Annotated in this window: 19 protein-coding genes and 1 tRNA gene; 7 read left to right on the plus strand and 13 right to left on the minus strand. The window is 68.0% G+C overall.

Translation table 11 applies throughout. The annotated features are described in order from the left end of the window. Positions 1-37 precede the first annotated feature (37 nt). Entirely contained in the window at positions 38-1,285 is a 1,248-nt protein-coding gene (locus OG413_RS16870) for an MFS transporter (RefSeq protein WP_266806442.1), read from the minus strand. 98 nt (positions 1,286-1,383) lie between these two features. Beyond that, positions 1,384-1,695 (minus strand): helix-turn-helix transcriptional regulator, encoded by a 312-nt coding sequence (locus tag OG413_RS16875; RefSeq protein ID WP_073723648.1) that lies wholly within the window; start codon positions 1,693-1,695, stop codon positions 1,384-1,386. Positions 1,696-1,929: 234 nt separating this feature from the next. Here OG413_RS16875 and OG413_RS16880 point away from each other — a divergent pair, with 234 nt between their 5' ends. The 3 genes from OG413_RS16880 to OG413_RS16890 all read left to right on the plus strand — a co-directional run bounded on the left by OG413_RS16880 (position 1,930) and on the right by OG413_RS16890 (position 3,387). Further along, a complete protein-coding gene (locus OG413_RS16880) occupies positions 1,930-2,553 on the plus strand; it encodes an RraA family protein (protein WP_266806444.1) in 624 nt (207 codons plus the stop codon). 54 nt (positions 2,554-2,607) lie between these two features. Next, the gene (locus OG413_RS16885; protein WP_266806445.1) at positions 2,608-2,871 is read left to right on the plus strand and encodes a hypothetical protein; all 264 of its coding nucleotides are present in this window, start codon (positions 2,608-2,610) and stop codon (positions 2,869-2,871) included. Positions 2,872-2,988: 117 nt separating this feature from the next. Further along, positions 2,989-3,387, plus strand: coding sequence for a hypothetical protein (locus tag OG413_RS16890; RefSeq protein ID WP_266806447.1), 399 nt, complete (start codon positions 2,989-2,991; stop codon positions 3,385-3,387). Positions 3,388-3,725: 338 nt separating this feature from the next. Here OG413_RS16890 and OG413_RS16895 read toward each other — a convergent pair. From OG413_RS16895 to tgmC, 3 genes are all read right to left on the minus strand, one after another. After that, positions 3,726-3,800 (minus strand) — tRNA-Asp (locus tag OG413_RS16895). A 123-nt stretch (positions 3,801-3,923) separates the two neighbouring features. Beyond that, complete coding sequence (locus OG413_RS16900; RefSeq protein WP_266806449.1) at positions 3,924-4,271, minus strand: DUF6879 family protein; 348 nt, start codon at positions 4,269-4,271, stop codon at positions 3,924-3,926. 161 nt (positions 4,272-4,432) lie between these two features. After that, positions 4,433-5,569 carry an ATP-grasp peptide maturase system methyltransferase gene (gene tgmC, locus OG413_RS16905; RefSeq protein WP_266806450.1) on the minus strand — a complete coding sequence of 379 codons (1,137 nt, stop codon included), beginning with the start codon at positions 5,567-5,569 and terminating at the stop codon, positions 4,433-4,435. 98 nt (positions 5,570-5,667) lie between these two features. Here tgmC and OG413_RS16910 point away from each other — a divergent pair, with 98 nt between their 5' ends. Next, positions 5,668-6,069: a hypothetical protein gene (locus tag OG413_RS16910; protein ID WP_266806452.1), complete on the plus strand. Its 402-nt coding sequence runs from the start codon at positions 5,668-5,670 to the stop codon at positions 6,067-6,069. Here OG413_RS16910 and OG413_RS16915 read toward each other — a convergent pair. Next, positions 6,066-6,563: a hypothetical protein gene (locus OG413_RS16915; RefSeq protein ID WP_266806453.1), complete on the minus strand. Its 498-nt coding sequence runs from the start codon at positions 6,561-6,563 to the stop codon at positions 6,066-6,068. The genes OG413_RS16910 and OG413_RS16915 overlap by 4 nt on opposite strands. Before the next feature lie 592 nt (positions 6,564-7,155). On the opposite strand from OG413_RS16915, the gene OG413_RS16920 reads away from it, so the two are divergent. Then, positions 7,156-8,496 carry a tetratricopeptide repeat protein gene (locus OG413_RS16920; protein WP_266806454.1) on the plus strand — a complete coding sequence of 447 codons (1,341 nt, stop codon included), beginning with the start codon at positions 7,156-7,158 and terminating at the stop codon, positions 8,494-8,496. A gap of 72 nt (positions 8,497-8,568) precedes the next feature. Here OG413_RS16920 and OG413_RS16925 read toward each other — a convergent pair whose 3' ends face one another. From OG413_RS16925 to OG413_RS16935, 3 genes are all read right to left on the minus strand, one after another. After that, complete coding sequence (locus OG413_RS16925) at positions 8,569-9,105, minus strand: DUF6879 family protein (RefSeq protein WP_266806456.1); 537 nt, start codon at positions 9,103-9,105, stop codon at positions 8,569-8,571. Between the two features lie 164 nt (positions 9,106-9,269). After that, on the minus strand, positions 9,270-9,797 hold the full coding sequence (locus tag OG413_RS16930; RefSeq protein ID WP_266806457.1) for a GNAT family N-acetyltransferase: 528 nt from the start codon (positions 9,795-9,797) through the stop codon (positions 9,270-9,272). Positions 9,798-9,868: 71 nt separating this feature from the next. After that, entirely contained in the window at positions 9,869-10,417 is a 549-nt protein-coding gene (locus tag OG413_RS16935) for an AAA family ATPase (protein WP_266806459.1), read from the minus strand. 252 nt (positions 10,418-10,669) lie between these two features. On the opposite strand from OG413_RS16935, the gene OG413_RS16940 reads away from it, so the two are divergent. Then, positions 10,670-11,911: a helix-turn-helix domain-containing protein gene (locus OG413_RS16940; protein ID WP_266806461.1), complete on the plus strand. Its 1,242-nt coding sequence runs from the start codon at positions 10,670-10,672 to the stop codon at positions 11,909-11,911. Positions 11,912-12,205: 294 nt separating this feature from the next. Then, on the plus strand, positions 12,206-12,862 hold the full coding sequence (locus OG413_RS16945) for an ATP-binding protein (protein WP_266806462.1): 657 nt from the start codon (positions 12,206-12,208) through the stop codon (positions 12,860-12,862). Positions 12,863-12,870: 8 nt separating this feature from the next. Here the strand turns inward: OG413_RS16945 and drmB are convergent, their stop codons facing one another. The 4 genes from drmB to OG413_RS16965 are packed head-to-tail and all read right to left on the minus strand — an operon-like array spanning position 12,871 to position 24,612. Continuing rightward, positions 12,871-14,715 (minus strand): DUF1998 domain-containing protein, encoded by a 1,845-nt coding sequence (gene drmB, locus OG413_RS16950; RefSeq protein ID WP_266806464.1) that lies wholly within the window; start codon positions 14,713-14,715, stop codon positions 12,871-12,873. Next, the gene (locus OG413_RS16955) at positions 14,712-17,936 is read right to left on the minus strand and encodes a helicase-related protein (protein ID WP_266806466.1); all 3,225 of its coding nucleotides are present in this window, start codon (positions 17,934-17,936) and stop codon (positions 14,712-14,714) included. The genes drmB and OG413_RS16955 overlap by 4 nt, the downstream gene beginning before the upstream one ends. Then, on the minus strand, positions 17,933-19,846 hold the full coding sequence (locus OG413_RS16960) for a UvrD-helicase domain-containing protein (RefSeq protein ID WP_266806468.1): 1,914 nt from the start codon (positions 19,844-19,846) through the stop codon (positions 17,933-17,935). Before OG413_RS16960 ends, OG413_RS16955 begins: the two co-directional genes overlap by 4 nt. Next, positions 19,843-24,612 (minus strand): DEAD/DEAH box helicase, encoded by a 4,770-nt coding sequence (locus OG413_RS16965; protein ID WP_266806469.1) that lies wholly within the window; start codon positions 24,610-24,612, stop codon positions 19,843-19,845. The genes OG413_RS16960 and OG413_RS16965 overlap by 4 nt, the downstream gene beginning before the upstream one ends. Positions 24,613-24,707: the final 95 nt, after the last annotated feature.

The following is a 24,707-nucleotide window of genomic DNA, read 5'->3' on the forward strand; positions in this document are numbered from 1 at the left end:
GGACTGTTCCGCTCCGCCCCGACAGGTGCGTGCCCCGTCAGGGGGCCGCGCGAACGGCAGCGTGAGAGGCGGCCACCTCCCCGGACTGCGGGGTCCGCCGTCCGGCATGGTCCAGGCTCAGCCGGACCAGCATGACGACCAGCGCGGCGACGGCGAACCCGGCTCCGACCCACGGCAGCCGGCGGGCTCCCGCGGCGGACAGGACCCACCCGCCGACCGCGGTGCCGAGGGTGATGCCAAGATTGGAGAAGGAGATGAAGAGGCTGTTGCCGAACTCGGGCGCGTCCCGCGCGTCCCGTCCCAGCCAGCTCTGGCTGACGATGAGCCCGCCGGAGTGCACGGCTCCCCAGACCAGGACGCCCAGAACCATCGGGACGAACCGTGGCCCGATCGCGTACACGAGTACGTAGACCAGCAGGCAGAGGGCCGGATAGGCGAGGGCGGTACGGATGGGGTTCCTCTGGAGCAGGCCGCCGAAGGCGAAGTTGCCGAGGATCATCACGACGCCGAACGCCATCAGCATGGCGCTGACCCAGGAGCCGTCCATGCCGGTGACCTGGCCCAGGTACTCGGCGAAGTAGCCGTAGACGGAGAACATCGCCGCGAAGACCAGGACGACGGACGCGATGGTCAGCCACATCCGGGGCTGCCTGAGCACGCTCAACTGGGTTCCGTACGAGACGCGTTGCCCGACCGGCAGGTTCGGAAGCAGGCGCAGGATTCCCAGGAACGCGATCAGATTGACGAGCGCGCCGAACCAGAACGCGGCGGGGAGCGAGAGGTGTTCGGCGAGGTACGAGGTCAGCGGCACCCCGAAGGCGAACCCGACGGTGACACCGGCGAAGACGGTCGTCGTCGCCCGGGTGGCGGCCTTCGCGTTCTTACCGTCCTCACCGTCCTCGCCGTCCTTCGTCACGACCATGCGCGCGGCCGTGGCCAGCGCGACCGAGAAGAACACCGGGTGGAAGACGGCCGGAATGATGCGGAAGGCGAGCATCACCTCGTACTGGGTGGTGAGCGCGTAGACGGCGTTGGAGAGGGCGAACACCGCGATCGAGGCGGCGAGGACCTTCTTGCGGTCGATCCCGGAGGCGAGCAGCGTGGTGAAGGGTCCAGTCACGGCGATCACCAGGGCGAACGCCCCGACGAGCCAGCCGACGGTGGAGGGCGGGACGCCGAGTTCGGCGGAGAGCCGGGGGAGTACCCCGACGATGCCCATCTCGGTGGTGATGATCCCGAATACGCCCAGGGCGAGCACCAGGACGGCGGCGGAGGTTTTTCTCATGGTGATCTTTCTTTAAATCTAGAAAAGTAGATACGTTGAGTCGTGGGTGTCCTGTGAGGGGCGCGGTTCTCTGCGGTCAAGCCCGGGGGGCGGGGCGGCTACAGCTCGTCACGCACATGGGCGGCGAACTCGGCGATCACCGGCTCGTTGCGGCGGTAGTACGTCCACTTGCCGACGCGCTCCGAGGTGAGGAGGCCCGCGTCCCTGAGGGTCTGGAGGTAACCGGACACGACGGACTGCGCGAGCCCGGCCCGCTTCTGGATGTCACCCACGCATACGCCGATGTGGAAGCCCAGCCCCTGCTGCGTGTAGGAGTCCTCGTCGAAGTACTTCTCGGGGTCGCGCAGCCACTGCATGAACTGCAGACGGGCGGGGTTGGCGAGGGCCTTGTGCACGGCCAGCGGGTCCATGGGGGCCTCTCTGTGAATCCCTCTGAGATACACATCTAGCTTTCTCGATATGTAGGGGCAAGTCAAATCACCGGCTCCGGCGCCGGGTGGAAGGGAGGGCTGAGGTACAGCTCTGTCGTCGCGCGAGGTTCCGCAAGCACAATGAGCTGACGAAACAGGCTGACAGCGGGCTGCCAACTGGCTGACGACTACAGGCCCCCGCGTTGACGCGGAGGGCCCGGACGAAGGAAGCGCATGCGCGAGGACTCCGGCTTCAAGGACATCCCCACGACCACCCTCGCCGACCTGTTGGGTCGCGGGCAGGTCATGGACGCCGACATGCGCCCACTGTGGTCGCCGGTGCCGCGCGTGGCGGGCCCGGCCTTCACCGTGCGCTGCCCTCCCGGCGACAACCTGATGCTGCACGCGGCGATCCACCGCGCGGAGCCGGGCTCGGTCATCGTCGTGGAGTCGGGCGACATGGACTATGCGCTGGCCGGCGGGAACGTGTGCGCGGTCGCGCACCGCCGGGGGATCGCGGCGTTCGTGCTCGACGGCGTGATCCGCGACCTGTCCGAGGTGCGCGAACTGGGCTTCCCGGTATTCGCGTTGGGCGTCATCCCCATTCCCGGCACCAAGAAGGCGGTGGAACCGCTCAACACCCCGGTGCGCTGCGGCGGCACGACCGTGAACCCCGGCGACATCGTGGTGGCCGACGAGGAGGGCGTCGTGGTGACCCCTCACGCCCGCCGGGACGAGGTGCTGCGCGACGCGCGGGCGAAGCTGGCGAAGGAGGCGGCCGAATCCCTGGACGAGTGGGAGGCGGCGCACCGCGCCCGTATCGACAAGATCCTCTCGGAGAACGGCTATACGGCCTGAGGCAACCAGCACCCGTACAGCGCGGCGACAACACCCCACGCGGTACGCCGCGAGGTGCGGGTCTACTGCTTCCCCCGGCACAACCGGGACGGCGGGGTGGCCCGGTGGTCGGCGCAGGAGGAACGCCGGGCCAGGCAACGGCTCCGTACGCAGGTGGGGCGGCTCCTGGGTCTGATGAACGCGGACGTGGGCGGCGGCATCAGCGTCGAAGCGGCTGAGGTGGTGGAGATCCCCACCGGCGAACCACCGGCACAGCTCGCTCTGGCTGGCGTAAGTCCCGTTCGTGTGGTGGGAGATGGGACGGGTGCGGTACGGTGACGGGGCAATCACCCTCCGTGCGCAAATGGGCGCATGGGGCGGCCCCCGACGGTGCGACAACACCGACCGAGGGCCTACACCGACCAGTGGAACAGGACCACCGGGTAATGCTGCTTCATGTTATCGCGCCCTCTTCGGGCCTCCGAAGCGAAGGCGGCGGAGCCGCAGCCCGCCGCACACGCACCGGGCCTGCCTTCCTCCAGCCCGGCTCAACTGGCCCGCGCGGAGCAGATCCTGCTCTCGCTGCGCCACACCCGCCGGGAACTGCACCTGGGGGTACGCGAGGCGCGTGCCCTGGCGGTGGAGGCGGTGAAGTGGCTGGAACGGGGCCTGGGCGAGGCCGACCTGCGCCAGGCGTTACTGGCCGAGCGCCCGGAGGGCGGCGTACGTTCCGCGGTCGGCTTCCTGCGCTACCGCCTGGCCCAGAAGTGCCCGGAACCCCCGCAGACACCACTCGCACCACCCACACCGCCCGCATCGCCTGCCACGGCACCCGCACCGGTCCGCGCGAGCTGATCGCCTGCGAGGGCCACGGAGACGAACACCTCTTCCGGCCACTGGGCGACGAGACGTCCTGCCCCGAATGCCGCCGCGCGACGGCGTACGAGAACTGGCTCCAGGACACGGACACACACCACTTCCCAGAGGGCACCCCCTGGCGCGAACGCTTCGCCACGGTCAGAGCCGCCGAGGGCCTGCCACCGGGACCACTCGTGTGAGGTCTGCGGGAACTCCGAGTAGCCGGAATGCTGGTGCTGCCCTTGCTGGCAGCCGCGCGACTGCGGCAGCGGGATGCGGCTTCGTCGGCTCTCTCGAAGGCGGGCGGATGAACCGCGGCTCCCAAAGGTTGAAGGGGCGGGGCGACCGGATTCGAACCGGCGTCCTCCTCCATGATGTGTAGGCGCACTACCTCTGTGCTACGACCCCGCCTTGCAGTGATCATATGCAGCCTGCCCCGCCACTGGGCCAGTGATTTTCGAGGGGCCGGTGCGCGGACACGGAAGCCAGGCGGGCCATGAGGTCGCCTGTGAGTCCGGATGCGTGCCGAAGCGTCACAGAGTTTCCCGACCGAACCCGTGGTCAGTGCTGCCGCTCCCAGTAGGCCACGAACGGCACAGCGGGGCGGCAAGGGCGCGCTCACGGTAGCTCTGGTACTGGACGAGATCGCGGGCGGGAGCCTGTTCGCCCCCGATGAAGGCGCCGTTGGCGGTGCAGGGCATTCGGTACGCCTCCCGGTTGCCGAACAGCCAGAAGTCGTGGTCGGGCAGTCCCGGTGGGGGCTGTTCCGCCAAGTCGATGATGCCGATGGACTCGCCGGGCTTGGTGTTGCCGAGATAGGCGGCCAGTTGGTAGCGCAGATAGTCGGTCAGGGGTGAGCGCAGCACATGAACGCGGGACACTTTTTGCCCTTGTCCGTCATCGAGCGGACCCATGGGTTGTCATCCCAGTCCGGCACCATTTCCTCGCCCACGAGGAAGCGCTCGGACTCCTCCCGCTCCTCAGATACGTCGTAGACGGCAGAGCTGTCCGAACGCGTCACTTCCGAGTCTCTGAGTACCCCTCAATTCTGTCGACCTGGCCAGGTAATCGACTGCCGACTCGGTGTCACGTTGATCTCGAACCGCTCCAACGACGGCGAGCCATCGGCACACCAGCGACTGACGTGATCCTCCACCGCGTCCCAGAGACGGTCCGGCCCGCCCTGGCGCACAGCCCAGCCGTCGCTGCCGTCCGCCCACAGGACAGCCCACGAACCCGCCTCGGCATCGAGCAGCACATGCTCCGTACGGCCGTTGCGGTCGAGGCGGACGTACTGGGCGCGAGCGGCGGCGAGTTGGGCGACAAAGCGCTCGTTCCAGCTGCCGAGGATGTCGGCCCCGATGAGCGTCCGTCGCTCGTCTCCCCGGTCGAGATCGGGGAGCACCCCGAGCGGAGGCGGAGTCTGGGGGCGGGCGAGCATGAAGGAGACCCCGCCGCCGAGGAAACGGCCGGAGGCGGTGCCGTCATCGTGCACGGTGAGCCGTGCGAGTTCGGAGGAGTACATCCATCCGCCCACAGTGGCGAGGACCGATCCTCCCGGCCGGGTCTGCTCGATCCAGCTGTACGGCAGGGTGACCACGCCACACGTGGCGATCACCCGGTCGTAGGGAGCGCACCCCATGTGCCCTTCGAGGCCGTCACCGACAACCCGGTACGGGAACAGGCCACAGTCCCCGAGTGCGGCCCCGGCGCGAGCGGACACACCTTCGTCGACCTCGACCGTGGTCACCAGACTGTCTCCGAGCCGATGGCAGAGCAGAGCGGAGGAGTAGCCGGTACCGGTGCCGATTTCCAGTACGCGCTGACCTTCTGAGACATCGAGGTCTTCGAGCATCCGCACGACCAGGCTGGGCATGGTGCTGGAGGACGTCGGGGCCCGCATGATCTCGCCCCGCAGGTCTTCCGGCGCGATGGTGCCCGCGATCTGCGTGACCAGGGATTCGTCCTCGTAGCATCGCTCCAGCCAGCCGGGCTCGTACGACATCACCGGCGCCCAGGCGGTGGGACCCCTGCCGTCGATGCGCTCGAAGAAGCCGCCCCGCAGAAACTCATGCCGGGGAACCGCCTCAACGGCCTCACGCCAGGGCCGCGTACGCAGATGCCCGCCGTTCACCAACCGGCCGGCAAGCCGCCGCCTCAGCATGTCGTCGTCGCTCACGCCCTCTTCCTCTCCGGAGTCCGGTGGCAATCGAACCGGACTCACACCCTGTCAGGGACCAATGCGACATCTCTCATCAAGTTCAGTAACCTCCGTCCATGGTTGAGGCTTTCGTCACGGGAGACGGTCACCGGGCGTGCGGTATCTGCCCCTCGCGGAACTTCGCGTGGGGAGAGTTCGATGTGGCGGAGCGGCCGTCGCCGGAGTTTCCCTTCGACCCCGATGACGGCCACCGCTACACCGTCAGTGGCGTGCCCGTATGCGTGCATCCCGAAAAGGTTGGGCTGCCACCCCGGCGGTACAAGACCGACGGAGTCTCCGCGGTGACCGAGCTGGTCCTGCCGGCCGATGTGGCCGACCTGGACCCGTACCTTCGCGAACTGATGCACAGCGCAGCGCCGGGCATGCTGGAACTGCTGATCGACCAAGCCATCCGGGAGATTCCGCGAGCCTTCCCGGAGACGGACGTGACCAAGGCGCTGCGCCGCGCGCTCAACTAGCCGACGCTGATGGAGCCCGGTACGAAGCGCCTGCCGCCGTCGAGGATGCCCATCGGCTCGTAGACCGCCATGACGGCGGCCCGGCGCCTCTCGGTCTCCGCCTTGCCGAACCAGTAGCGCTCGTTCATCGGACCCCAGGCGGCCCGATAGACCTGGTGGGTGTAGTCGCCGTGATCCCAGGCACCGATCGACTCCCGGTCGGTGGCATGGACGAACGTGATGCCGGTGCGGCTCTGAATACGGCTGAGCACGGTGAACTGCGCAGCCAGGGCGTGGATCATTTCGTCCACCGGGACGGCCACTGGAACCTCGGCGGCGTACTCGTCGCCGCCCGTGAGCTCATACACGGCGGACTTGATGGCCATGGCGTGCAAGGCCCCGGGAAACAGCGGCTCCGTGTCGGTCGCGATGTCGAAGCTCTCCACGAGGGCGTAGCCCATGAAGCTGGTCCAGTCCTCGTCGTACTTCGCGCACGCGATACGGAGCCGGGGCATTCCGGGTCCGCTTCCACAGTGGACAGAATCGCTCGGGCTCGTGTCGCAGCCTTCTCGGGGGCCGGACGTACCAGGGATTCGGACATCACTGCACTCTCCTTCTGTTGTGTGGGTGCGGGCGGTGCCGGTCCTACCCGGCTGCCTGAGGTGCCGTCCGGAACCGTCGGGCCAGGAAGGGACATCAGTGATGTGGGCAGACCGGCGACTGCCTCACAACGGGTCGCCCTCGCCCCGGTCGTTCGTGGAGCGGACGTCGGCGTTCGTCCATGTCGCAGGATCCGCTTCGGCCGAGTCGTCACGGTGTCGGGGACATTGGCACGGCGGGTAGGCCATAGAACCCGGCGCAAGGTCGATGCCCTCCGCCGTATCCACTCGCAAGACGCCGTCGCCACCTTGCTCTGCGGTCAACTGGGCAAGCAGCGCCCGTGCTTCACTTCTCGTCGCTCGACCCCTTGGAGACAGGCTCAGCGACCTGATTCGCCGGGCCTTCCTGTCTCTACGCAACCGTCTGACCACGCACAGCGGTAGCGTGGGAACTGGGGCGGGACTTGAAACCCTTGAAAGTTCTTCATGGAGAGGTGAGTTGGGGACCATGGCGAAAAAGGGGCCCAACTCCGGGCTTGCCCGACTGCTCGCGGAAACTCGATGGACGCACAGCCAGTTCGCACGTGCGGTGAACCGTGTCGGTACGGAGACTGGCACCCCATTGCGGTACGACGAATCAGGGGTGAGCCACTGGCTCGGAGGCACCGTCCCGCGTGAACCCGTCAGGGCCTGCATCCTCGAAGCGCTCTCGCGGAGGCTGGCCCGACCGGTGACCTCTTCGGAAGCAGGCATCCCCGCCCCTCGCTCGGTGTCACCCGGGTCCGCGGATACCGTGGAAGGGATGATTGACCTGGGCAGGCAGGACATGGACCCCTCTCGCCGCCGAGTCCTGGGCGCCGGTCTCTTCTCCGTGGCCCTGACGATTCCCGGATGGCCCGATGTGATCGGGCGCGCGGAGGCGGTCCAGGCCGGGCGGATCTCCCGGATAGGGATGAACGAAGTCGACATGGTCATTGCGATGACCGAGCGGGTATCGGACCTCGACGACCAGTTCGGCGGTCGTCACGCGCGGCCCATGGCCGCATCGTTCATGGTCAACACGGTGGCGGCCTATCTACGCGCGGACGCGCCCGAGCCGGTTCGGCAAGCGATGCTCTCCGCCGCCTCGGACCTCCTCTATCTGACCGGCTACATGGCCGTTGACGAGGGGCTCCACGGGCTCGCGCAGCGCTACTACGTCAAGGCTCTCGAACTGGCGGGCGCGGCCGAGGACCACCTCACGTACTGCACCACCCTGCGCGGAATGAGCGTGCAAGCCGTTGACCTCGGCCACGGCGCCAAAGCCATGCAGCTGGCCGATGCGGCTGCCGCCGCGTCTCCCCAGGCCGGCCCGCGTATGCGTGCCTTCCTCGCCGGACAGCAGGCCCACACCGCTGCTCAGACCGGCGACCGCGTCGGCGCGATGCGGTACATCCGCGAAGCGGAGGCGGCCATGGACCGTGCCGAGTCCCGCAGCGCACCGTTCGGCTCGTACGATCCGTCCTCGCTCAACTACCACATCAGTCAGGTACGTTACGAGCTCGGCGACGTCTCCGGCGCCGTCGAAGCCATGCAACAGTCCGACAGGCTCCGCTTCGGCGTCTACCGCCGGGCGAGGGTTCGGCACAGGGCGACCCTCGCCGAGCGACAACTGGAGATCGGCCACCTGGAAGCGGCCTGTGCCACCTGGAGCCAGGCGCTGGACGACTACCCCATGGTTCAGTCCGGGCGTGCGGACGACCGCGTCAGGACGATGTTCGGTCTCCTGCGACCGCACCTGAAGAATCCGACAGCCCGAGACCTGTATGACCGGGCGCGCGGGATCGCACCGCCCTCTCTCGTCGGCTGATTGACCGCCGATGAGGGGGATGACGCTCCCGGACCTCCCGCCTGAGCCCGATGCGAGAGGGGTGCCCGGTGTTCAGACCGAGAAATCGCGGAAGGGAACAGCGTGTTCCAGAGCAAGATCGCGCCAAGCCTGATACGCGCCGATGTCCGGGTCGGAGATCAGCTCACGACCTGACTGGGTCCCGTCCGCTCGATAGTTGAGGTGGACGACGATCGATTCGTCGAACAGCCAGAAGTCCTGATCCGGTAGGCCAAGGTCAGGACAGTCGGTGAGGTCAACCATGCGGTAGTCCTCACCTGCCGCGACATTGCCGGGGATGCACCACTCGAACAGGTAGCGGCTGTAGCCCGTCAGCGGCCTCCGGACCACCTTCGCCCGCGTCATGGTGCGACCGGCAGCCGCGTGGCCCCGGACGGTCTCGTGCCACGACGCGTTGAACCCTGGAGGAATGGGCTCCCCGGAGAGGAAGCCGCGGACCGATTCGGCCTCGGCGGGCATGGTGTAGGTCTGCTGAACTTCGAGACGGAAAGCGGAGTGCTGGAAATCGCGGAAGTACGCTTGCCACTCCTCGCCTTCGAGCAACACGGGACTAGAGCCATTCACGGACACGAGCGGCCTCCTTCACGGTCTTCTTCGGGATCATTGCGTGTGATCCTCTCCCGTCGCTGTGATCAGCAAGCTACGGAGGGTGTTGACCGGCTGCAAGAGGGGACTGGAGTTCAGTCGCGTACTTCCATGGATCTGGCGGGGTACGCGCAGTTCAGGGACGGGTGTCACTCGGTCTCGGCGCGCAGGGCCCGGACGTACCGGTCGAGCGTTGTGCCGTCCTTCGTGAGTACCTCCCCGTCGGGGGTGAACCCCGCCCGCCGGGCGACCGCCGCAGATCCGGGGTTCTCCGGCTCCACCTGGATCACCACTTCCGCCCCGCCCTCAGCCGCCGCGTACTGGGTCACCAGGAGGACGGCGCGGGTGGCCAGGCCGCGTCCTCTCCAGGACGGATAGAGGCCGTACGCGATGTTCACCTGCCCGGGAGCCAGACCCTCGCCCGTGAAGCGCAAGTCGACCGTTCCCGCGAGTTCCTCACCGGGGCCCACCCGGATGCCGAAGGCGCGCAGTGGCCCGGCGGTGTCCCACTGGTCCCGGCAGTGCCGGACGTACGCCTCGATGCCCTCGCGCGTCCCGGGACCGCCGTTGAGCCAACGAACGAGCAGTTCGTCCTCCCCGCCGAGGTGTGCCTCCACGTCGTCCAGGCGCAAGGCGGACAGCGTGATGAACCCGTCGGACAACTTCACTTCATGCATTGGGTGATTCTCGACCCCCGGAGCCGCGTCGCACTATTGGATTCCGCGGCACATCGCACAGAGCGAGCCAGTCAGTCGGTCTGGATGCGGGCGGCGGGCAAGTTGTCGAGGATCTCCGAGACCGTCTGTTCCGGGGTCTGTTCCGACGTGTCCAGCCAGAGACCGATGCGTGGTGTCTCCGCACGGAGGATGCTGTCGAGGGCGTCGACCGTCCAGGGGCCGTATCCGGTCTTTTCGCGCCCGGTCTCCCTGCTCCGCACGGCCGTGGTGGAGGGGGCCAGCACGATGACGTACAGGGGACGCGTGCGCACCCGGGCGATGTAGTGGTCCAGGTCTTTCCCGAGGACGATGTCCTGGACGATCGCGGTCCACCCGTCGCGCGCGTACTCGTCGGCCACGAGCGCGGAAAGGCGATAGCGGAGCTCCAGTTGGGCCTTGGCCTCCGCGGTCTCTTCCGGCATCACTTCCTCCCGCCCGGAGGTGAGCATCCGGCGGAAGACGTCACCGCGCACATGCGCGGCCCGAGGCAGCCGCTCGGCCAGGAGGCCGGCCACGGTCGACTTCCCCGAAGCCATCACACCGGTGATCAGGACGACTGCGGAACTCAGTTCGGTGCCCATGCGGACCTTTCGCTCAGGGGGAGGGCGGCAGGTTACGGGGCTACCTTCGGAGGCAGCGTGCGGCCGATCCCACCACACCAGAACACCCCTGCCGCCCCGTAGTCGTCCTTGGGCGCATTCGGCTCACCTTTTTGAGTCATGCGCATGTCCGACTGCCGCGCTACCCAGCTGCCACCGGGCGCCTCTGGGGGATTGGAGCGACCGTTGCGTCCGGGCCCGAGTCGTACGCTGGTTGGCGAAGGGTGGTGTCGTATGTCGGACGAACTCGCGGACAACCTGAGGAAATACCGGCGGGCGAGCGGCCTCAGCCAAGAGCAGCTCGCGCATCGGTCGGGACTCTCGGTCGGTCCCATCCGACGGATCGAGCAGGGCGCCGACGGCGTGCGGATGGAGACGCTTCACCAGATCGCCAGAACCTTGGGGATCAAGACGTCGGACCTGATGGCGGCCGGAACACCGGAACCCGTCAAGCACGACGATCCGAACAGCTTGAATCTTCGGGAGTTGCGCATCGCGCTCACACCCGCGATGGGCCTTCTTCCCATGCGTGCGCCGACCGGTGAGGAACCGGACCTCCGTCGTCTGCGACGCATGACACACGACCAGGCGGTGCTGTACTTCGGCGACAGCTACAGGAGCATCGCAGCCGATCTGCCCGCCCTGATTCGCGCGGTGAGCGATGCCGTCGCGTACTACGACTCGGGCCAGGATCGCATCGATGCCCTGGTGGCTCGATCGGAGGCGCTGCAACTGGTCGGCCGCTACCTGACGCAGATCCGCCAGTACGACCTTGCGCACAGCGCCATTCGGGAATCCATCGCGGACGCACGGGAGGCCGAGGCCCCGCTGACGGCCGCGTCCGGGGTCGGCGGTATGTGCTGGATGCTCATGCGTACCGAGCGCTACGACGAGGCCGAGGACATCGCCGTCGCGACCATGGATCTGGTGGAGCCGAAGATCAAAGGAGCCTCGCCCGACGAGTACGCGACGTGGGGAGGTCTGGCCATGGAGGCTGCGGCGGCGGCTGCTCGGAACAACCGTCCCGAGGAGGCCAGGACGCTGCGCCGGGCTGCCGGTACGGCGGCCAAGGCCGTCGGCGTGACGCACAGGAACCTGCTCCGGCACTGGTCGATGTTCGGTCCTGTCACGGCGTCGATGAAGGAACTTGAGGACTTCATGATCGCCGGGGACGCGCGATCGGTCGTCCGTAAGTCGGGCGAGGAGGAGAGCCTTCAGCCCAAGAGCTGGAAGCGGCTCGGGAAGCCGAGCAGCAACGACGGGAATCGGTACTACCTCGACCTGGCTCGTGCTCAGGTCCGCACCGGCGACCCGACAGGTGCCATGGAGGAGCTGGCCCGACTCGACGCCGTGGCGCCCGAGTGGTTCCGTCACCAGTCGTCGGCCGCGATCACCTTCGAGGAGATCACGAAGAAGCGCCGGACGCTCACGACGGAGATGCGGGAGGTAGGCGCCCACCTGGGCGTCTTCGCCTAACTGCACGACCACGATGCACTTCTGACGATACATCGACGGAAGTGCATCGTTGCGTGTCTGGTCGATCACTCTTGGTGACCCTAGCGTTGTGTGCGTGGGGAGCATCCGGGGGATTCACATCCCGGAACGTGAGGCTCTCCATCGGCCGGTACACGTCCTCGCGACTCGGGGCCGCTACGAACCCGGACCGGACGCTGTGCCCGAAGGAGATACGGCCTCTTCGGGGCGTGTCGAAATCCCTCTTTTGGGCGGGACACCTCAGGTGCCCGCGGTGTCACGGGAGTAGTGATCGGGATGGATGGCTGTCGCTTCGGTGTGGTTCGTAAGGCGTGGGATCTGCCCTTCTTGGCGGAACCCGAAGAACTGGCCGGCCTGCGCCGAGTGATTCGCCTGCACTTGGGGCTGTGGGGCCTGGTCCCGGTGATCAGGGACGCGCAACTCTGCGTTTCGGAACTGGCGGCGAACGTCATCAAGCATGTGGGCCCGGGAACCCCGGCGTGCCTGACTGTCTCGATGAACGGCAGCCGCTTGCGTATCGAAGTGAGCGACCCCGATACGCGGGTGCTCCCCGTCCTCTGCTCAGCGGGGGACGGAGCGGTGCGGGGGCGGGGGCTGACCTTGATCGACGCCGTCGCCGAGCGATGGGGCGTTCTCCTCCGCGACGACTCCAAGATCACCTGGTGCGAGCTGGCCACCGGCCTGCGTTCGTCGATCGATCATGCCGACGGGCCGCGCGTCGCCAAGGCCGAGGCATTGCTCGGGCTGATGGGCATGGCCGTGAGGCCGGACGGCCTGTCGTACGGGCGGCTCGGCGTGGCAGCCGCGGAGGAGTCCGCGATCGATCTCATCGCGGACCTCCTCCACTGGCTGCGCGCCCACGGCTGCGACCCGGACAGCGCCCTGGACCGTGCGCAGACGCACTTCGAGGCCGAACTGGGTGAGGCCGTGTGAGTGCGCGGTCAGGACCGTAGCGCCTCGCTGAAGAATCCGATGGACGGATCCTCCGGGGTACCGATCAACAACGCCCGGTCGAGCAGGCCGTTGTTGTGTTCGCAGCTGGTTTCGGGCAGGAGGACGCAGGCGTGGCAGGCCGCCAGGTTGATGCCTCCGACGCCGCTCGCCTCGGATTCCACGCAGAGCGGATCGGCCGAACACCACTGGGCCCGGACGAGTGCCGACCGCAGGGAGAGGGCCAGGTGGTCCGGTTCGCCCTGGGCGACCAGGCCGCCGAGGCTTCCGGCGGAATCGCTCGTCGCCGTGGCGACGAGGAATCCCGCCATGGCGTCGTCCGCGTACAGACGCTCGCGCAGGGACGCGGCGGGGTAGCCGCCGTCCAGGCTCCACTCGTTGATCAGCGCGTGCGCCAACGTGTGCAGGAGAACCATGCGCGGGGTGGCCGGCGACTCGGGAACATCTGCCGGGGCCTGGGCGCGTTCCCGCATCATGCGCAGGTGGTTGGCGTGGATTCGGTCCACTCTGGCCGCGACCGCGACGCTCCGTGCCCAGGAATCCAGCCGCTGCTCGTCGAGCCGCAGGAAGACGCCTTCGCCCTGGACCTCCATGGCGGGCAGCCAGTCCATGCCGACGAGGGACAGCGCGGCCTCCTGGACGTCCGTGCGTGTCTCGGGTGTGTCGACCCGCGAGAACGCCTTGAGCGCACGGACCTCCCGCAGACGCTTGACCAGCATCGGACCTTCCAGCCCGTAGGGAGCCAGGGCGGACGCGGACGATCGGGGAGGTTCGCAGACGAACTGGTCCTCGTGGTCGGTCTCGCTCTCGGCACGGCCCGCGATCAGCCGTTCGTACTCCTGCTTCCGAAGCGCCGTGTAGGCGTCGTCCTTGACCTGTTCCTGGTCGGGTGCCACATCCCCGTGGTTCTCCGCTTCGAGGAGGGCGATGACCTTCTCGGCCGAGAACTCGTACGGCTCCCTGAGCGTGAATGCCTTGAGGAAGCCCCTGATTCCGGATGTGTCTCCGTCCTCGTACATGCTGCGCAGGTCGTCCATGTGCGGGGCGAGCCGGGTGAAGTGCCCGTCGCTCCACGGGGGGATCGACAGCGCCGTTCGCACGATGGGCTGCCAGGCGACGGACGAACCGCGCTGGAGCGTCCGCGGCCGCTCGGAGCAGGAATCCGTCGGAGCGTCCTTCAACCAGGGGCGCTTACCGCTGCAGAACACCTTCAGGTCGGACAACGCGGTGCTCCGGAAGGCGCCCTCCATGGACACCTCCGGGATCCCGCAGGTGCAGGAGATCAGGATCGAGCGGAGCGAAGCCGTCCCGCCGGTGGTCCGCAGCCGCATCCGGCCGCCGCAGAGGCCGGATGCGCCTTCCTGCCTGTTCTTGCGGTGCGCCCACTTCCAGTACGGAAAATCGTCGATGTGGCCCTTCGCGCACGCCATGACGAAACGCGAGGGGACGAGGTCCTCCTCGCAGTCACCGCATTCGTTCTTGCCCGGCGGGGAGTTGAACAGTCGCACATGCTGCAAGGTGTGGCAGGTCGGGCACGAGTGCCACAGGGGAAAACGGCGGACGTGCACGCCGTCCCTGCTCGTGTCGTCCGATGCGGGAGGCAGGCGGAACGACTTCACGCCGAGCACCCGGGCCAGGCGGTGCTCGTAGATCGTCGGTGCCTCGCTGATGTTCCACGAGTCGATGCCGGTCACTATGAACGACTCGTTGTCGACGGCGACGAGCGAACCGACACCGTACGTCGTGATCATCTGCGCCCGGCGGACGGAGCCCCGACGGGGATAGCCGCGCTCGGGCGCACCGGCCCGGCGGCGCCGGGAGGGGGGAGGGGTCATCGGGTTGCCTCCATGAAGAGAGCGGACTCGGCGTCGACATCGCGCAGGCTCCACAGGGTGGGCCACGCACCCTCGTTGTCGTCGTCGAACGCGCACAGCAGGGACGGTGTCCTCCGGCCCCGCCTGGGCTCGTAGGTGAGCCCGCCATGGAGCTCGGCCTCCTCGGACCACCACTCGACGAACTCGTCGAACGCGTCGGCCGTCGCCGTGTACTCGTCCGGGTCGACCGCCTGGACCCGGTCCAGGAGCGCCGTCCTGACGATCCGGTCCAGCTCGTCGCGGAACTCGTCGATCCGTCCGGCGCCGTCGTTGGGCCGGGCCGCCGGGATCAGGATCCGGGCGAGCGCGACGACCACCGCGTGCAGGCCCCGATCGCGGGCGCGGGAGGAGAACGGCGTGACACTGGTCGACTCGACCTCGCGGTACAGAGCCGAGTGGAAGTGCTGGAAGCTCTCGTAGTGCGAACGGTCGCGAGAGCGATTCGAGTTGAGCATCACGGCCACCAGCCCCGGATGGCGGCGGCCGACGCGGCTCGTCGCCTGAATGTACTCGGCCGTGGTCTGGGGCTGACCCATGACCGCCATCAGCCCGAGCCGGTCCACGTCGACGCCGACCGAGATCATGTTGGTCGCCAGGAGGACATCCACGGCATCGGGGTGTGGCAGCCGTCGCTCGACCTGCTTGAGCCGCTTGGGCACCTCGCTGGAGTTCGCCCGGCTGGTCAACTCGGTCTGTTCCAGGATTTTTCGCCGCTCGCAGCCGTCACGCTCCGCCAGGTAACCGAGATAGGCGTCGACGTCGTCATGGACCTGGAGCTCGGCGGCGGCCAACAGCCGAAGGCTGTTGAAATAGCCGACGAGCGTCCAGTAGGCGTCACGCACCTCGTCGGTGGTCCCGGCCCGCGCCGCCCGGTGCATCAGGTTGGCGTAGGTACGGATCAGGAGAGTGGACTGGCTCGTACTCGGAGTGAGCAGGCCGACGTACTGACGACTCGCCTTGCGCTCCTTGGGCGTCTCCACGGCGAACCAGGAGTCACGGGCGTCGAGTCCCGCCGGCGGAAACTGGGCGACCTCGCGGGCGAACAACTTCTTGCCCTGGTCCGAGGCGCGGCGGATCGTCGCGGTGGACGCGATGACCTTCGGCGCGTCGGCCAACAGATCCACCGCCGTCTCGTACAGGCCGGTGAGTGTGCCGAGCGGGCCCGAGATGAGGTGCAGCTCGTCCTGGACTATCAGCTCCGGGGGCGGGGTCCCGTCCGACCGGTCGCGATTGAACAGCGCGGCCGTCTGCTCCCGCCACGGCATGGCGGCGAACTTGTCGACCGTGGCGATCACGAGCGTGGGGCGCGCGTCGTAGACCGCTTCGTCGATGAGATGGACCGGAAGGCCGTTGTGGAAGTCGCACCAGGTGTCGGGGCAGCGCACGTGCATGCGCTTCGCCGGCTCGTCGACCTCGTACTGATGCGCGTCGATGCGAGTACCGCACCACGGGCACGCGTGCAGCTGCACGGGGTTCTTCTCCTGGAGTTCCTTCTCCTTCCGCAGCTCGGTGAGGCTCTCCTCGGCCACCGACAGTTTGTTGGGGGTGGCGGACTGGCCGACCCACATGCCGATGGAGATGGGCTCCGTCCCCAGCGTCCTCTCGTCGCCGAGGCGGATGCGCTCCATGGCACAGATCAGAGCCGCGGCTCGTTCGAACTGCTGCAGGGTGAGCAGCCGCAGCGTGTAGCGCATGAGGACCGTGACACCCCCTCCGTGCTCCTTCAGCCGCATGCGCCGCAGGAAGGTCGTGAAGGCGATCAGACCGAGGTACGCCTCGGTCTTGCCACCACCGGTGGGGAACCAGAGAAGGTCGGCGACGGCGCGATCGCTGTGACCGGGGTCCACGATCCCTTCGAGGCACAGAAGCACGAAGGAGATCTGGAACGGACGCCATCGCCCGACGGACTCGTCGGGGGCACCCTCCCGTCCCTTCTTCACCCACTCGCTGCGGGAGCGCTGCTGGGCCATCGCGCGATTGGCCAGCCGGAACGCTCGCATCGCCTCGTTGTCGGTGCCGAGGACCCGGACGCCCCGACGCATCCGAGCCAGCGCCGTACGGCAGTGCTCGATCTGTGCCCGCGCCGGTGCCTCGTGCGGTGTGTCGCGGAAAGCCTCCGCCTCCACCTCCTTGCGGTCGATCCACTCGGCGTATCCGGCCATCAGATCGTTGAACGCTGCCAGGATCTCGCTCTCGGGCCGGGTCGCCAGCCCCTGCATCGTGAGGGCGGAGTCGTCGATGTCGGGGTTGGAATCGGTCAGCAGCACATCGTGCGCGGGGACGAACTCGGTCCGTACGGTGTCGATGGCGGCGCGCTCCGTGGTGGGCTCGCCGATGGGCGGGGGCGTCCATTCCCATTCGGCCGAGCAGCCGTGTCCCACGGCGAAGGTCGGGGCGTGCCGGTGCAGCAGCCTGCTCGTCGCCACCTCCGAGTCGATCACCCGCCGCTCGGAGGGGCGCTCGACGAAGCCCCGGGCGCCGGACTCCGTCGTGACGGTGAGGCGGGGCTGGTACAGACAGAAGGCGTCCTGCAGCGCCCTCTTCCCCACCAGGTGCGAGTTGATCAACGTCACCGTCACCGTGACGGTCCCGCTCGCGGGAGCCACGGGGCGGACCACGACGTCGATGGCGACACCGGCGTGCAGATCGTCGATCCGATACCGACGGGGCACGGACACGTCGATGGTCTCCGGGCGCAGGGTCAGCAGGCGCCTGCGCCAGTGCTCCTTCTGCTCCGAGACGGTCCGGGCCTGGGCGCGCTCGGCGGCGACAGGACGTCCGTCGGCGTCGACCGGATCGTAGACGGCGGCTTCCGTGCGCACGACGAGGCGTCGCGAGACGGAGGGGTCGACGGCGAACGTCAGACCCATGGACGAGGGGCGCCGGTCGCCCACGTGCGCGACATCGAGGTCCGGCGCGGACTCCTCGATGTCCCTGCCCCTCCTCGCGAGCGGCGCGTCGTCCAGGCCCTCGTTCTCGGCCGTGTCCTCGCCGAGGGCCCGCTCGGCGTCGTCGTCCGAGGCGCGCGGGAACAACACCCCGATCGGATAGGTGGTGATCGGCGGGTCCTGCGTCAGGACCTCGTCGGGTGATCCGGGGCCGAGCAGGTCCCTGCGGAGCTGTGCGACAAGGCCGTCACGCAGCTCGTAGTGCATGGAGTGCGGGTTCGTGTTGTCGGTCATACGTCGTTGCCTTCCTGCACGGTCTTCCCGGCTCGCCTGTACCGACCGAGTCCTGTCATACGGGGCACCGTCCAGATGCCGTGATCCCCCAGTCCCGCGCGGGCGCCGGAGGCGACGCTTCCGGCGACACTCTCCAGGCAGTCCACCGTGAACCCCTCGATCTCCACCGGCCAGTTGACGTCCCAAGTCCTGCTGATCTTCAGGGAGGCGTGGAGATCCCTGCGGAACTGCTCCGAAACGACCGCGATCGGACGGTCCCGGTGGAAGACGGTGTACGGGGGGCTCTGGTCGGCGGCCACGGGCAGCTCGTGCTGGGCCCGGAGAACCAGCGCGTCTCCGGGGGACACCGCCGACGTCACATAGTCCTGCACGGCCGCCGCGTCGTCGGAGAATCCGTCCGTTCCGGGCGGGTGCTCCCGGCACACGTCGCGCCCCGAGGCGGCGATGCCGTCACGGACGTACGACTTCCAGCCCCCCAGGTACCAACGGTCGGTCGACCTGTCACGACGGATCAGCGCCGTGTCCGGCGCCTCGATACGGAACAGGTCGTCCCGAGGGCGGGTCATCGCGACGTAGAGCGAACGCGCCTCGGCCGCAGGGTCGACATGGGTGTGCTGCCTGCGCAGCTCTGCCATCGGGGCGGGGTCGAGCACGATCACCCGATCGAATTCCAGACCCTTGGCACGGTGCACGGTCGACACGATCAGGCCTGCGGGTTCGACGGCTGCCAGATCGTCGGGGAACCGCCCCTCGGCGACCAGCCGTCGCACGGCCGACACATCCATCAGCCCCCTGGGGGCACGGGCGGCGCCCCGCAGGGAACGCCAGATCCTCGCAGGGTCCCCGACCGGCGCCACCGGGCTCGCGGAGAGCAGCGCCAGGAAGCGTTCCTCGGTCAACGTGGTGGTGCCCGTTCCGCGCAGGACGGAGGCGACCCAGGCGGGAACGGGCCGATCCTGGAGGGCCCGCTGCACACGGTGGCGGACCCCGAGCGAGAACAGCTTGTCCGACAGCACGAGCGCCTGCCGATTGTCCCTGCAGAGGATCGCGCAGGTGCCCGGGTACGACTGCAGCGACTCGACGGTGAACGGGGCCCCCGGATCACCGAAATCGGGGCACGAACGAAGCAGGTCGGTCAGCTTCCGGTGATAGTCCTCACCGGCGGCATCGGACTCCGTCGACTCCGAGGGCAGCTGCCGGAGCGCGCCACCGAGAGCCAGCGCGGTGCGGGCCTCGTCCGTACGCGCCCGGAAGTTGGTGGAGAGATGCAGCTCCACCAGGTCGTCCGGATAGGAGGCGCGCAACCAGTCGAAGAAGTAATTCGTCTCGGCGGCACGGGCATCCTCGTCCGACACCTGGAAGCCGAAGATCGCCTGAGCCCCGTCGCCCACCACGGTGAAGCCGCAGCTCTCCTGGAAGCGGTCCAGCAGGGACTCCACCATGTCCCGCCGATCACCGACGAGGTCCTGGACCTCGTCGATCACCACGTGGGCGGGTGCGCCCTGTTCGCCCGCCTCCACCGCTCCTCGCAGAATGGCCTCGGTGGTCTCCCTGATCCGCTCGTCGAAACGGAGAGCACCCCAGTCACGGTCCGGCTGCTCGCTCCGCAGCACGCTGTACGCCCATGAGTCGAAGGTCTGGACCCGGACCCGACGAGCCTCGGTGGCGTGCGCGGCGATCCGCTCGCGCAGCTCCCGGACCGCCGCCCTGGAGAAGCTGAGGACCAGGATCTCACCGGCCTCCAGCGCCTCGTCCTCGTCACTCATGAGGGCGTCGAGACGGCGAATCAGGGTGTGTGTCTTACCGGCGCCGGCGCCCGCCGTGACCAACAACCTGGTGTCCCAGGGGTGGTCGACCACCGCCTGCTGCTCCTCGGTGAGGGGCGGGCTGTCGAGGTAGGCGTCGGTCACTTGGCCCTCCACAGGTGCTCGAACTGCGTGAAAGCGAGCGCCCTGTCGTAGTTGGTGATGTTGTCCCGGACGTTGAGGATGAGGCAGGTCTCCTTGCCTCCGTTACCGGGACCGCGCAGACCACGACCGATCATCTGCTGGTACACGTTCGGGCTGTACGTGGGGCGGGTGATGACGACGGCGCGGGTGGCCGGCGCGTCGAACCCCTGGGTCAGGACACCGTAGTTGGTGAGAACCCGCACACGGCCCCGGCGGAAGTCGTCGATGCTCTTCCTGCGTTCGCCCGTCGCCGTGGCGGAGTCCACCGAAGCGGCGGTGATGCCTCGGTCCTTGAGCTTCGCGGCGAGGAACTTGGCGTGAGCGACGGACGTGGCGAAGACCAGCACCGGCCAGTCGGCGGGCATGGCCTCGATCTCTTCGAGGATGCGCTTGTTGCGGTCTTGGTCGTCGGCGAGACGCTGTTCGGCGGCCTTCGACAGCAGGCTCATCTGGTCGGCCCGCTCCTTCTCGTCGTTGGTCAACACGATGGTGCCGCCCAGGAGTTCGCGGTGGGTGACCCTCGCCAGCATGCCGAGCTCCTGAAGCTCCGCGTACGCGTCGTCCGAGGCGAAGATCCCGTCGTCGAGTCGCTGGGCACCGAAACGCTGGACCAGGCGCCGGGTCTCCTCGTCGTTGGTGTTGCGGAACGGGGTGGCGGTGAGTCCGAGCAGGTGGCGCCGTGTCTCGCGCGAAGTGAGACCGAGGTGCGTGAGGATCTCCGTGTACTGCGGAGAGATCGCCACGTGCGCCTCGTCGACGATCACGAGACACGCCTGCCGGAGCCAGGCGTACGTGTCCTCGCCCAAGCAGTTGCGGAGCTTCGCGTCCGTCGCGACCACGAGATGAGGTCGGTCGCCGACCGGCCCCGCCTCGTTGGTCGTCCACAGCCTGCTGATCGTCAGCGGGGATTCGGCTCCCACCTTCGACCAGACGAAACTCCAGCTCTGAACGGCCTGTTCACAGAGTTCCTCGGTCTGGGCGATCCAGAGAATGGGACCTTCCAGTTCGCCCATCTGCTTGACCCAACGAATGACCGCTTCGGCCGCCACCCGGGTCTTGCCCGCGCCGGTGGGCAGCGACAGCATCCCGCGCTGCGGGGTGAACCGGTCCAGCATCGCGAAGACCTTCGTGGCCAGGCGTTCCTGGTAGTCGTGCAGACGGGGGAACTCCGTGGGGCCCGGAACCTCGACCCTCGGAGGCAAAGAGGGGGTTCTGGTGCCGGCGAAGGAGTCGGGGAAGCCGAACTCCGAGACGAACCTCACCGCGGACGAGGAGCCGGTGAAGCCCGACGGGGCGTGACTCGGATAGGCGGCCTGGAGATCGCGGGTGTGCATCTGAAGGACACCGTCGCCGTGGGCGTTGTATGCCATCCGAGCGATGCGACGGGCCGAGGGCTCGACGTCGCCCAGCTCGGCGCGCTCGCTGTCCATCAGACCCGGCGGCAGGCCCGCGCGCAACGCGTTCGCCCCGATGAGCAGTTCCAGCTTCTCCTCGACGCTCTCCGCCTCCCGGACCCGGCGGAGGGCGGCCTGGAGCTGCTGATCGGCCTCCTGCCGTTCCTGCGCGTCGAGAACCGCTCGGCACCCCGCTTCCTTCAGCCCCCAGCGCAGTTCACGATCCACCGCCACCAGGGCGGCCAGTCGGTTCGCGGGTTCCAGGACGAGCACGGTGGTGCCCTGGAGGGCACTCTTCAGAGGGGTGGGCCGGGTGCCCTGCGGCGTACGGATCAGCTCCTCCAGCTCGGAGCACGGCTGCAGCCTGTAGTTGCTTGTCGAGTTGCCCATGCGCTGACGTAGCGTGGGGAATTCGTCCTGCAGGAGCGTGGGCTCTCCGCTTCCCACATGACGGATCTCCTTGCTGATCACGTCGGCGTAGCGCAGCATGCCCCAGGTCTTGACCAGGAGAGCGGCGTCCTCCGGGCTCCCGGCGAACAGGGCGGGCAGCTGCTCCGCGCGAAGCGCGCGATACTCCGCGTCGGTGGCCGCGACCGCGATCTCGTGGTCCTCGCGTGCGGACCACTCCGATCCGACCCGGCAACGGGTCAGCTCCCCTTCGGGGAAGTCGACTTCGAGGCGGGTCAGCATCACGTACGTACGGCCGACGAAAGTGTCGTCGTCGCTGGTGCCGAGCTGTTCGAGCAGACGGGCCCACTGCTTCGCGGGGACGTCCTCCACCACGGTCGGGAGGTGCAACTTCCGTGCCTTCTCCGCACTGATGTCCGCGACGGGAAGGACATCCGCGTAGCCGCGGAGCTGCGGGCCCACCGCGCCGGCGAGCGGCACGACACCCTGCGAGGTGGGGACCCTGCCGTGTCGGGCGAGCATCCACCGCAAGGGGGAGTAGACGGTCTTGCGTGTGGAGACCTGGACGCCGAACTGCATGGTCCAGGTGTCGATGACACCCGCGTCGGGCAGCGCCTTCACGAAGGCACCCCTGCCCTCCTCCGACAGTCGCTCCAAGAGGTGCAGCGGCCCTCCTATGGGCGAGCCCTCCACCTTGAGTCGGCTGAGGGAAGGGCGGCCGGCGCTGCTGCTCAACGTCCGGCAGTAGCTCTCGTACATGGCTGTGCGGTACTCGTCGTACCACTGCTCGTCCGTCGGACGGTGACCGGTCGTCGGCAGTGCGCGCAGGCCGAACTCGTGGAAGACCGTCTTGTCGTCGGAATGGAACCGCAGGTCCACGGCTACCGACCCGTCCCGGCTTCCGTCACCGGGCACCACGTCCCCCGGGAGCAGGCAGTCCCGCATGGGGTGGAAACGACCGTCGACCGTCCGTACGTACAGGGTCGCCATCGGGTCGGGGACGCGGGCGCTGACCTCTCCACTGACCTGACTGCCGCCGGCGCTGTGGAACAGCTCCCAGAAACGTGCCCAGTCCTGCGGACCGTAATTGTCAAAACCCTGTTCGAGGACGCCGATGAAGCGACCTCGGGAGTCCGCCTCGCGGATGCCGATCTCGTTGAGATCGCTGATCAGGGACTGATCCTCGGACAGCTTCTGATCGACGTACGTCGTCCCGTCCCGAAGTCCGTCCTGAACGGCCCGATGGAAGACCTTGCCCACGACGGCGGGCACCATCCCGCTCTCCTCGGTGAGCACGATGCGCGCGGCTCGGGCCTCGGCCGCGAACGGGGACGCCTCACGGATCATCGCGGCGAGGATACGGATCGCGACGGCGGAGGCCTCGGCCGTGCCGTCGGTGACCAGAGCCTCCAGCCATTCCCGGACGGTGGCCCGGACCTGGCGGGTCTCGTCGAGGATGTGTCCCACCTTGCCGGGGCGGAACTCGGCGGCCTCCACCGAGGGGTGGATCCAATCCGAGGGGCGCCCCGGGTGGGCGTTCCACATGCGGAGCCAGTCGAGCTTGAGCGGGACTTTCCTCATCGGGGCCGGGTGGATCCGCAGATCCCGGGGGACCCGCAGGACACCGTCCTGATCGGGGAGGGAGGGAAGCTGGGCCGTCAACTTCCAGATCTGTTCGGTCAGATACTTGTCCGCCCAGTTCAGGGTCTCCGAATCCCTGGGCCGGCCGGGCAGGAGTGGCAGATAGGCACCCGGGTCCTCGGCGGGAGCCAACTGCGGAAGCGATTCGACCACCAGTCGTGCCGCGACCTGGATGATCTCCTGGTTGAAGGGGCTGGAGTCCAGAAGGTTCTGTCTGTCCTCGTTCGTCTTCCAGGCGCCGTTGAGAATTCCGCCCAGGGTCATCGGGTACTTGGTCGGGAAGAACGACCAGAACTGGCCACGCCCCTTGGGAGTGGTGAGCACGGTGTCACCGGTGTACTCGGGAACGGCCCACGCGATGTCGATCGTCCCCCGGTCGTGCATCTCGCCCGCGCTGGCCCTGGCCACCTCGGTGGGGCGGTGGGCGTGGGCGAAGACCTTCCAGATGGACTGCGCATCCGGCTTGCCGGTCCGCGTCTCGTGGATGGTGTGGACGAAGCCCTCGTGCTCGACCGTGATCTCACGGCGGACCTGCGGCATGGACCGACGGTCCTCCAGGACCACCGTCCCCACATGGTGGGAGAAGAGCTGGAACCGGGCGGGGAACTCCCGCTGGACCTCGGGCTTGTTCGCGGAGGTGTGGATGTCGTGGCCGAGTCGTTCCGCGGCCCCCGGCAGCAGGGGAAGTCGCACCACGGTGGTGGCCCAGTTCAGCAGTCCGGCCAGCACCGAGTCCGACGCCCCCTCCCTCTCGACGTCCAGCGGACGGGCCATCCGCAGGACCGGCGCCTCGAACTCCTCGCCGGCCGTGCCGCCACGCGCTTTCCTGATCTCCTCGTACGACCATCCCCGGTCGAATCCGAACGAGCCGGACGTGCTGAAGAATTGAGGAGTATCGGTGACGGCCAGAATCGACTTCACGCCGACCCCGAATCGGCCGATCTGGCCCCCGCGCTTCTTCGACACACCCATCCGGAGAATGGTCTCCGCGCCCTGCGACGTGACCGCTGTTCCTTCGTTCGCGCAGTAGAGGTGCGTGTTCGTGAGAACGACATGCACCTTCCCACCCGGGGAGTCGGCGATCTCGTCGGCCGCATTCTGGACGAGTTCGAACAACTGCCGGTCGCCGTATCCGCCCTGAGTGATCCGCCGCTCACCGTTGGCGTGTTCCAGAATCAGTCCCGGATCGACTCGGTACGTCTCCAGGACGCGCGTCGACTGCTCGATGATTGTCTGGATGACGGACGAGTCGCCCGAACTGCCCGTCACGTTTGGGTGGTTCAAAATGATCCCATTTCATGGCCGTGAGCTGAAACACCGGGAGGAGCCGGGGCCGGCCGCTGCGGGGGTGCGGCCGGCCGTCAGATGAACGATAGACG

It is taken from the genome of Streptomyces sp. NBC_01433, from assembly GCF_026340105.1.
Classification (GTDB): Bacteria; Actinomycetota; Actinomycetes; order Streptomycetales; family Streptomycetaceae; genus Streptomyces.